The sequence below is a fragment of the Paraburkholderia sp. genome (assembly GCF_035501035.1).
In the GTDB taxonomy this organism is placed as follows: Bacteria; Pseudomonadota; Gammaproteobacteria; order Burkholderiales; family Burkholderiaceae; genus Paraburkholderia.
In genome coordinates this window covers 1-9,467 of sequence record NZ_DATJWR010000410.1, presented here as the reverse complement: position 1 = coordinate 9,467, position 9,467 = coordinate 1, and the positions used below count along the sequence as shown (strand labels likewise).

Annotated in this window: 7 protein-coding genes and 1 pseudogene; 7 read left to right on the top strand and 1 reads right to left on the bottom strand. The window is 68.0% G+C overall.

Going from position 1 to position 9,467, the window contains the following annotated elements:
• Both fusA and VMJ11_RS29495 read left to right on the top strand, forming a co-directional pair.
• Positions 1 to 1,353, top strand: a 1,353-nt coding sequence (gene fusA / locus VMJ11_RS29500; RefSeq protein WP_325624313.1) for an elongation factor G, incomplete at its 5' end; no start/stop codon positions are given.
• Between the two features lie 278 nt (positions 1,354 to 1,631).
• Positions 1,632 to 2,138: a cupin domain-containing protein gene (locus VMJ11_RS29495; RefSeq protein ID WP_325624311.1), complete on the top strand. Its 507-nt coding sequence runs from the start codon at positions 1,632 to 1,634 to the stop codon at positions 2,136 to 2,138.
• Positions 2,139 to 2,198: 60 nt separating this feature from the next.
• On the opposite strand, the gene VMJ11_RS29490 is transcribed toward VMJ11_RS29495, so the two are convergent.
• A complete protein-coding gene (locus tag VMJ11_RS29490; RefSeq protein WP_325624310.1) occupies positions 2,199 to 2,393 on the bottom strand; it encodes a hypothetical protein in 195 nt (64 codons plus the stop codon).
• Positions 2,394 to 2,602: 209 nt separating this feature from the next.
• Between VMJ11_RS29490 and VMJ11_RS29485 the strand changes: the two genes are divergently transcribed.
• The 5 genes and pseudogenes from VMJ11_RS29485 to VMJ11_RS29465 all read left to right on the top strand — a co-directional run.
• Entirely contained in the window at positions 2,603 to 4,300 is a 1,698-nt protein-coding gene (locus tag VMJ11_RS29485) for an ABC transporter substrate-binding protein (RefSeq protein ID WP_325624309.1), read from the top strand.
• Positions 4,301 to 4,379: 79 nt separating this feature from the next.
• Entirely contained in the window at positions 4,380 to 5,417 is a 1,038-nt protein-coding gene (locus VMJ11_RS29480) for an ABC transporter permease (RefSeq protein ID WP_325624307.1), read from the top strand.
• A 5-nt stretch (positions 5,418 to 5,422) separates the two neighbouring features.
• Positions 5,423 to 6,331, top strand: a complete 909-nt coding sequence (locus VMJ11_RS29475; RefSeq protein ID WP_325624305.1) for an ABC transporter permease — start codon at positions 5,423 to 5,425, stop codon at positions 6,329 to 6,331.
• Positions 6,235 to 8,442, top strand: a complete 2,208-nt coding sequence (locus VMJ11_RS29470) for a dipeptide ABC transporter ATP-binding protein (RefSeq protein ID WP_414694497.1) — start codon at positions 6,235 to 6,237, stop codon at positions 8,440 to 8,442. The genes VMJ11_RS29475 and VMJ11_RS29470 overlap by 97 nt, the downstream gene beginning before the upstream one ends.
• Before the next feature lie 527 nt (positions 8,443 to 8,969).
• Positions 8,970 to 9,467 (top strand): annotated as a pseudogene (locus tag VMJ11_RS29465) (hypothetical protein); the annotation flags it as partial.

The following is a 9,467-nucleotide window of genomic DNA, read 5'->3' as shown; positions in this document are numbered from 1 at the left end:
CTGCGCAAGCGCACGATCGCCAATGAGATCGTGCCGATGCTGTGCGGCAGCGCGTTCAAGAACAAGGGCGTGCAAGCCATGCTCGACGCCGTGATCGACTACCTGCCCTCGCCCGTCGACGTGCCCGCGATTCTCGGCCACGACCTTCACGACAAGGAAATCGAGCGTCACCCGAGCGACGACGAGCCGTTCTCCGCGCTCGCGTTCAAGATCATGACCGACCCGTTCGTCGGGCAGCTGATCTTCTTTCGCGTGTATTCGGGCGTCGTGGAGTCGGGCGACACTGTGCTCAACGCGACCAAGGACAAGAAGGAGCGCCTCGGCCGCATCCTGCAGATGCACGCGAACGAACGCAAGGAAATCAAGGAAGTGCGCGCAGGCGACATCGCCGCGGCGGTCGGCCTGAAGGAAGCCACGACAGGCGACACGCTCTGCGATCCGGCCCACGCCATCGTGCTCGAGAAGATGATCTTCCCCGAGCCCGTGATCTCGCAGGCCGTCGAGCCGAAGACCAAGGCCGATCAGGAAAAGATGGGCATTGCGCTGAACCGTCTCGCCCAGGAAGACCCGTCGTTCCGCGTGCAGACCGACGAGGAGTCGGGCCAGACCATCATTTCGGGCATGGGCGAGCTGCACCTCGAAATTCTCGTCGATCGCATGAAGCGCGAGTTCGGCGTGGAGGCCACCGTCGGCAAGCCGCAGGTGGCGTATCGCGAAACCGTGCGCAACAAGGTCGAGGATGTCGAAGGCAAGTTCGTCAAGCAGTCGGGCGGTCGCGGCCAGTACGGCCATGCAGTCATCTCGCTCGAACCGCAGCCGCAGGGCAAGGGCTACGAATTCGTCGACGCGATCAAGGGCGGCGTGATTCCACGCGAGTTCATTCCGGCCGTCGACAAGGGTATCCAGGAAACGCTGAAGGCCGGCGTGCTCGCGGGCTACCCAGTGGTCGACACGAAAGTCACGCTCACGTTCGGTTCGTATCACGACGTGGACTCCAACGAAAACGCCTTCCGCATGGCCGGCTCGATGGCCTTCAAGGAGGCGATGCGGCGCGCCAAGCCGGTGCTGCTCGAACCGATGATGGCCGTCGAGGTGGAAACGCCCGAGGAGTTCATGGGCAACGTGATGGGCGATCTTTCGAGCCGCCGCGGCATCGTGCAGGGCATGGAGGACATTGCAGGCGGGGGCGGCAAGCTCGTGCGCGCCGAAGTGCCGCTTTCCGAAATGTTCGGCTACTCCACGTCGCTGCGCTCGCTCTCGCAGGGCCGCGCCACTTACACGATGGAGTTCAAGCATTACGCCGAAACGCCACAGAACGTGGCAGAAGCCGTCATCAACGCGAAGAAGAGTTGAGCATCTTGCCGGGCGCGAGCCCGGCAGCAGTTGCCAGGCTATTGCGAGGCAGTCGCGAGGCTGTTGCCAGGCAGTGGCCCCGGCGCCCGACCCGATGAGCCCGTCCCCGCGAAGCGCCGCGACGACGGGCTTTTTTCTGCCCGAGACCGGGCGCGAAACGATGTCCACCCAATGGAGCCGCGAGCGCGGCCCCATTTTCGACCATGCCACAATGGCCCGATGAATCCGCCGGCAGACCCGCGCTGATTCACGACGGCCCACCCGAAGGAGACACGACGATGAGCCACGATCACGAGCACGAACACGGCGCCCCGTCCGCCACGCCGGACTGGCGCGAGCACGGCGTGAAGGTAATTCGCGGCGATCAGCTCGACACGAACACCGCGCAAACGCCCGGCATGAATCGCGCTGCCGCCATCAACGCGGCGCGCGTGGGTGCGCAGAAGATCTGGGCGGGCACTGTCACGATCCATCCGAACGCGAAGACGGGCGCGCATCATCACGGCGCGCTGGAAAGCGTGATCTACGTCGTGCGCGGTCACGCACGCATGCGCTGGGGCGAGCATCTGGAATTCACGGCCGAAGCCGGCCCCGGCGACTTCATCTTCGTGCCGCCCTACGTGCCGCACCAGGAGATCAACGCGAGCACCGACGATCCGCTCGAATGCGTGCTCGTGCGCAGCGACAACGAGGCGGTCGTCGTGAACCTGAACATCGACGCCGTGGAAGAGCCGCAGACCGTGTACTGGGTCGATCCGATCCACCGCCATCCACACGACCATTGAGCGCGCGGCCGCTCGTACCACCCAGCCACCGAGAACGCCGCTCGCCTACCTGATTCCGCTCTACGCGCGCTCATCGCCGCCGATCCCGGTGCGTGAACGCGGCCGCTCGTCGTCGGCCTGAACGAGCGCTTCGGCGAGCGGGTGCTGGGGCATCGTCGCGGCGTTCATCGCATGCCGGACGGCCCCGTGCCGCTCCATCGCTGGCGCCGGCCCGCCGTGGCTCGCCGAGCCCGACGAAGCGTGCGTTTTCGCCACGCGCTCGCGGCCTCCCGCACAACGCGGTGAGCGCGCGCAACCCATCGAAACCCTACCCTTCGCCTGCGCCGCGGAAAGCGCGTAAACTAGGCCCCCATCACCCCACTTCGCTGCACCCATTCGTCGTCTGCCGTACCGCATGCCGCCGTCGCGTACGCCCTCAGGCCGCGCGCGCCCCCCCGAACGGAACCGCACGGAAATCCGCACCGATGAAACGACCGCAGTCCACGCTGTCCCGCCGCCTTCCCAGCCCGTCCCGCCTCGAAGCGCTGCGCCGCGAGGCCGGCGACCACGGCAACCATGCGCTCGACGAGTTCCTTGCCGGCCGCCTCACGCGCCGCGAGCTGCTGCGTTATGCGAGCGCGATAGGGCTCACCGCCCTGCCTGCGTTCGCGGGGCTCGCCGGGCTCGGCCTGCCGCGAAGCGCACAGGCGCAGGGCGTGGCGAAGCCCGGCGACCAGACGATCCGCGTGGCGCACCTGATGCCCGCGGGCGCTGTCGATCCGCTCACCGTGACCGACGCGGGCGCGCTGTGCCTGCTGAACCAGACCGGCGAATTCCTCGCCAACGACGACGCGCAAGGCCACCTGCAGCCCGCCCTCGCGCTCTCATGGCAGGCGAACGCCAAAGCAGACGTCTGGACGTTCAAGCTGCGCCCGAACGTGAAATTCCACGACGGCCAGCCGTTCGGCGCAAAAGACGTGGTGGCGACCTTCGACCGGCTCGCCGATCCCGCGAGCGGCTCGGCTGCGCTCTCGGTGCTCAAGGGCGTGCTGTCGAAAGGCGGCACGAAAGCCATCGACGATCACACGGTCGAGTTTCACCTCGATGCCCCCAACGGCAACTTCGCCTACTACGTTTCTTCGGACAACTACAATGCCGTGATGCTGCCCGCTAACTATGCGGGCAATTACGAAAAGACCTTCATCGGCACCGGACCGTTCAAGCTCGAGCGTTACGAAGCGCGGCGCGGCGCGAGCTTCGTGCGCAATCCCGACTATTGGGGCGACAAGGCGCTGCCCGCTCGCGTGCAGTTCGCGTTCTACGCCGACGAGCAGGCGCAATTGCTCGCGCTGCAAGGCCATCAGGCCGATGTGATGGGCACCTTCACCGTGCAGGGCGGCATCGGCATTCTGAACAATCCCGATTTCAAGGTGATAGGCGTGCGCTCGAGCGCGCACCGCCAGATCCACATGCGCAACGACTCGCCCACGTTCAAGGACAAGCGCGTGCGCCAGGCGCTCGCGCTCGCGCTCGATCGCGACGTGATGGTACGCGGCCTCTTCAAGGGCCGCGCGGTGGTCGGCAACGACAGCCCGTTCGCGCCCATCTTCCCTTCGACGGCCACGAACGTGCCGCAGCGCCAGATCGATCTCGCGAAGGCTCGCCAGTTGCTCGCGCAGGCCGGCGTGGCCAACGGTTTCGACGTCACGCTCACCACCGAAAAGTACATGGAGATACCCGATCTCGCCGTGGTCGTGCAGAACGCGGCGAAGGCGATCGGCGTGCGCATTGCGCTGAAGGTGGAGAGCCAGTCGCAGTACTACGGCGCGGGCACGTTCGGCAAATCGGACTGGCTCGACTCGCCGCTCGGCATCACCGACTACGGCCACCGGGGCGTGCCGAACGTGTTCCTCAACGCGCCGCTCACTTCGGGCGGCACGTGGAATGCTGCGCATTTTCGCAACCCGCAGTACGACAAGCTGGTCGCGCAGTTCGCCGCGACGCTGGACGTGGCCGCCCAGAAGCAGGTGGCCGCGCAGATCCAGACGCTCCTGCTCGATGAGACGCCGGTGATCATCCCGTACTTCTACGACCAGTTGATCGCGCAGCGCGCAGTGCTCTCGGGCATGCGCTTCACGGCGCTCGCCCAGCTCTATTTCGATCGCGCGACGCTCGCCAGCTGAACCCGGCACGCAGGGCAAGCACCCACACGCGCACTCAAACGCACTGCACACGCATCCACACGCACGATACGGAGGTCCGATGGCTACTCCGCTCCCGCGAGCGCCACACCCAACCGGTCCCGCCGGCGCAGCGGGCGCGCGCGCGCTTGCGCCGCGCGCGGGTGTCGCGCGCTTTCTGGGACGGCGGGCCGCGTGGGCGATCTTCACGCTGTGGCTGCTTTCGGTGCTCGTGTTCGCGGGCGGCCAGTTGCTGCCCGGCGACATCGGCCGCGCCGTGCTCGGCCCGCTCGCCGACGCACGCGCAGTCGCCGCCCTCAATCATGAGCTGGGTGCGGACCGGCCGCTCGTCGAGCAGTACCTCACGTGGATCACGCATGCCTTGCGCGGCGACTTCGGCACCTCATGGAGCTACAGGCAGCCCGTGGCCCCCTTTGTGGGCGACGCGCTCGCGCAGTCGGCGAAGCTCGGCCTGCTCGCGTTCGTGGTGGTGGTGCCGCTCGGCATTGCGGGCGGCGTATGGGCGGCGCTGCACGAAGGGCGCCTCATCGATCGCGCGATCAGCACGGGAGGCCTGTGCGCGAGCGCCGTGCCTGAGTTCGTCTCCTCGATCGTGCTGATACTCGTCTTCGGCGTGTGGCTGCGGTGGCTGCCCATCGAAGCCACCGCACCCGCCGGCGCGGGCGTGCTCGATCAGTTGCGCCATCTCGTGCTGCCGGTGCTGCCGCTCGTGTTCGTGTTTTTCGGCTATCTCGCGCGCATCGCACGCTCGGGCACGATCACGGCGCTCGACGCGGATTACACGCGCACCGCGATCCTCAAGGGGTTGCCGGGGCGCGTCGTGATCGTCCGCCACGTTCTGCGCAACGCGCTCCTGCCGAGCGTGACGGTGGCGGCCACCCAGCTCGGCTACCTGATCGGCGGGCTCGTGGTGGTCGAATCGCTGTTCCGCTACCCGGGCGTCGGCTCGCTTATCTACAACGCCGCGAAGGCGAAGGACTTTCCGCTGCTCGAAGCCGGCGTGCTCGCCGTGGGCGCCGTCTACACGCTCGCCAATCTCGCCGCCGACGCGCTGCACGCACTCCTCGACCCGCGGCTGCGCGCGGGAGGAGGCACATAAACGATATGGCATCCGAATCAATTTCTCCTGGTGGCGATCCGCACGCAAACACGCCAGGCCAGAACCCCGACGAAGCGCTCGCCGACACACGTTTGCGCGACACGCTGCATCTGCTGCTGCGTTCGCCCTCGTTCGTCGCGGGCGCGCTGATCCTCGTCTGGTGGATCGTCTGCGCGCTCGCAGGCCCGTGGTTCGCGCCGCACGACGCCTATGCGTCCGACCCGATCGGCTCGCTGCTGCCGCCCGACCACACGCACTGGTGCGGCACGGATCAGCTCGGACGCGACATCTGCTCGCGCGTGATCGTCGGCGCGCGCGACATCCTCTCGATTGCGCCGCTCGCCACGCTCGTGGGCACGCTCGCGGGCACGGCGCTCGGGCTCGTCACCGGCTATTTCGAGGGCGCATTCGGCACGCTCGTCGCACGCTCGCTCGACGCCGTGCTCGCGCTGCCGCTCGTGATCGTCGCGCTGCTCGTGCTCGCGGCAGTGGGCGCTTCGAATCTCGCGGTGGTGCTCGTGATCGGCATCACGTTCGCGCCGCTCGTCGCGCGCACGGTGCGCGCGGCCGTGCTCGCGGAGCGCCATCTCGACTATGTGGCCGCAGCGCGCCTGCGCGGCGCGAATGCGCTCGCCGTGATGTTCATGGAAATCCTGCCGAACGTGTGGCCGCCCGTCGTCGTCGAGGCGACGGTGCGCCTCGGCTATGCGATCTTCGCGGTGGCGACGCTCTCGTTCCTCGGCTTTGGCATCCAGCCGCCCTCCGCCGACTGGGGGCTCGCGCTCGCCGAGTCGTACACGCTGCTCGCGGGCGGCGCATGGTGGACGGTGGCGTTCGACGCGCTCGCCATCGCCTCGCTCGTGGTAGCGGTGAACCTCATCGCCGACAGCCTGCGCGAGGTGCTCGTATCGTGAACCGCCCCGCCTCGGCTCGTCCCACGCCCGCAGCTCTCGCCACGTTCGGCGCGCCGCGCGAAGACGACGCGCTCGCGCTCGTCGGCCTCACGGTCGCCTACCGCATGCGCGGACGCGAGCGCGACGTGCTCACCGATGTCTCGCTGCGCATCCGGCGCGGCGAGGCCTACGGGCTTGTGGGCGAATCAGGCTGCGGCAAGTCGACGGTCGCGCTCGCCGCGCTGCGCTATCTCGCGCGCAACGGTCGGGTGAAGGCGGGGCGCATCGCGATCGCCGGCGAGGATGTGCTCGCGCTCGACGCCGACGGCCTGCGCATGCTGCGCGCCAACACCGTTTCGATGGTCTACCAGGATCCCGCGAGCGCGCTCAACCCCACGCTCACCATCGCGCGCCAGTTGACCGAAGCGTTCGAAGCGGCCGGCGCCGATGCGAGCGTTGCGCGCTCGCGCTCACACGCGATGCTCGAACGCGTGCGCATCGCCGATCCAGGCCGCGTGCTGGCGAGCTATCCGCATCAGCTCTCGGGCGGCATGCAGCAGCGCGTGGTGATCGCCATGGCGCTCGCTTCGAACCCGGCGCTCCTGATCCTCGACGAACCAACCACGGGCCTCGACGCCACCGTGGAAGCCGAGGTGCTCGACCTCATCGCGAACCTGCGTGCGGAACTCGGCATGGCGGTGCTGCTCATCAGCCACGACCTCGCGGTGATCGGGCGCATGTGCGAGCGCGTGGGCGTGCTCTACGCCGGACGGCTCGTGGAGGAAGGCGCCACGCGCGAGGTGTTCGAGCGCGCGCGTCATCCGTACACGGTCGGCCTGCTGCGCTGCCTGCCGGCGCATGGGCGCGACAAGCACACCGGTGCGCTCGACACGATACCCGGCGAGCTTCCGGCGCCTGGTGCGAGCACGCCCGGCTGCATCTACGCGGCGCGCTGCCGACTCGCCGACGCACGCTGCCGCGAGCAGGCGCCACCGCCGCATCGCATGGCGGCGCCGCATGGCGAGCGGATGTCGCGCTGCCACTATCACGAGCGCGCGATCGAGTTGCCTCTCGCCGATGCGGCGTCCGGTTCCGGTTCGCCGCAGACGCCGCACGATACGCCCTCGCAACGCGAAGCCGAACCGCGCGTGGTGCTGCGCGCGCTCGACGTCTCGCGCACGTTCGGCCACGGAGCGCATGCGGTGCGCGCGCTCGACAGCGTGTCGATCGAACTGCATGCGGGAGAGACGCTCGGGCTCGTTGGCGAGTCGGGCAGCGGCAAGACCACGCTCGCGCGGTTGCTGCTCGGCCTGCAGGCGCCGGATGCGGGCGGCGCCGTCGAGCTCGACGGCAAGCGGATGCACGCACACGTCGCGCGGCGTCGCGCCGAAGAGCGCGCGGCACTGCGCGTCGTGTTCCAGCATCCCGATGCCTCGATCAATCGCGCGCTGCCCGTGAAGCGGCTCATCGCGCGCGCGCTTGCCCGTTCCCGTGATGCGCGCGACGGGGTTCCGGCGGGGCACGACGCGTCCGACGAATCGCGCATCGCCGGGCTCCTCGAAGCCGTGCGCGTGCCTGTGCGCTATCTCGCGGCGCGCGCGCGTCAGCTCTCGGGCGGCCTCAAGCAGCGTGTGGCGATCGCCCAGGCGTTCGCGGGCGAGCCGCGCATCGTGATCTGCGACGAGCCCACTTCCGCGCTCGACGTCTCCGTGCAGGCCGCCATCCTCAACCTGCTTGCGCGCCTGCAGCGCGAACGCGGCGTGAGCTATCTGTTCATCTCGCACGATCTCGATGTGGTGCGCTATCTCGCCGATCGCGTCGTCGTGCTCTATGCGGGCCGCGTCGTGGAAAGCGGTCCGGCAGCGGCGGTGTTCGACGGCCCATGGCATCCGTATACGGAAACGCTGCTTGCCGCGCGCGCGTTGGGCGAACCGTCGGCAAACGCCACACAGGCCGCGCCGCAAGGCTGCATTTTCAGTGCGCGCTGCCCGCGCAAGCTCGGCGCGATCTGCGATGAGACGCCCCCGCCGCTTGCCGACGCAGGCGGCGGTCATCGCATTCTCTGCCACATTGCCGTCGACGAACTGCGCACGCTGCAGAGCGCTGCGAAGGACGCACGATCGGCGAACTGACCGTGCGTTGCCGCGCACATTGCGCACGGCGGCTCCGTGCTCGAGCCATTTTCGTTGCGTCGTCCGCTTTTGCAACGCGGATCGCGTTGTTCATTCAACGCGTTTCATCGCCGAAACATTTTCAGCGAATTTTCAGTCATACGGACGCCAGATGAATTGTCAAGTCCGCCCCGCAAGCCACTTCCCGGCCGATGGCACAAAACTGGCTACATCGGCACCAGGCATCCGGCCGCCGCAATCCAGCGTGATATCGCGGGTCGCGCCGGGCGGACGGATGGCCGCACGCTCGACGCGCTCGTGATCTGCCGCCCACTCCAAAGGCTTCCGGCAATCCACAAGCAGTCCTGCCTAAGCCGGCTATCCGAAGCATGTTCGACCGGGTACCTTTTGTATCGCTTCAGCCGGTTTGACCCTTGCACGCCGCCGTACCGGCCGCGCGTGCCGGCGAGAAGCGTGGGTGAGCTGACGGGGTTGGCGCACGCACACAAGGCGTGCCGCCCGGTACGGGGCGTGAGAGTCGAACGCGCATGACGCTGCCGCCTCACGGGGAGAACAATATGAAAAATACGAACATTCATCAGTACTGCTACGGGGTAGCGCGGAGTGTGGCAATGTGCGTGGTAAGCGCGGGATTCCTGCTTCCCGCGATCGCCGCGCACACCGTGCACGCTGCGGATAACGACGATGTCATCAGGCCCGTGATCCTCCTTGCCGACGCCCCCTTGCCCGCGAGCGCGGCAGAAGGCGCGGACGCGTTCGGCACACCGGTTGCGGGGTCGTCTGTCGATGGATCGCCAGCCGTGGAATCGTCCGCGCAAAATACTTCGGACTCCGACTCAAATAGTATCGAGAACGACGTTTCGATGGTGTTCGCGCCGAACGATTGTGTCAGCCGTACCGGCAGCAGCTGCTTCCGGGGCAACGGTGGCGGCCGGGGCGGTTCCAGCGCATCGAGCGCGAGCAACGGCGGCGGTGGCAGCGCGGGCGCCGCTACTGCAGGCGCCACAGGCTCTGCCGGCGCGGCG

Excerpts from the sequence above, each read along its gene's own strand:
- VMJ11_RS29495 (WP_325624311.1), top strand. The coding sequence starts at position 1,632 with ATGAGCCACGATCACGAGCACGAACACGGCGCCCCGTCCGCCACGCCG.
- VMJ11_RS29475 (WP_325624305.1), top strand. The coding sequence starts at position 5,423 with ATGGCATCCGAATCAATTTCTCCTGGTGGCGATCCGCACGCAAACACG.
- VMJ11_RS29470 (WP_414694497.1), top strand. The coding sequence starts at position 6,235 with ATGGTGGACGGTGGCGTTCGACGCGCTCGCCATCGCCTCGCTCGTGGT.
- VMJ11_RS29485 (WP_325624309.1), top strand. The coding sequence starts at position 2,603 with ATGAAACGACCGCAGTCCACGCTGTCCCGCCGCCTTCCCAGCCCGTCC.
- VMJ11_RS29480 (WP_325624307.1), top strand. The coding sequence starts at position 4,380 with ATGGCTACTCCGCTCCCGCGAGCGCCACACCCAACCGGTCCCGCCGGC.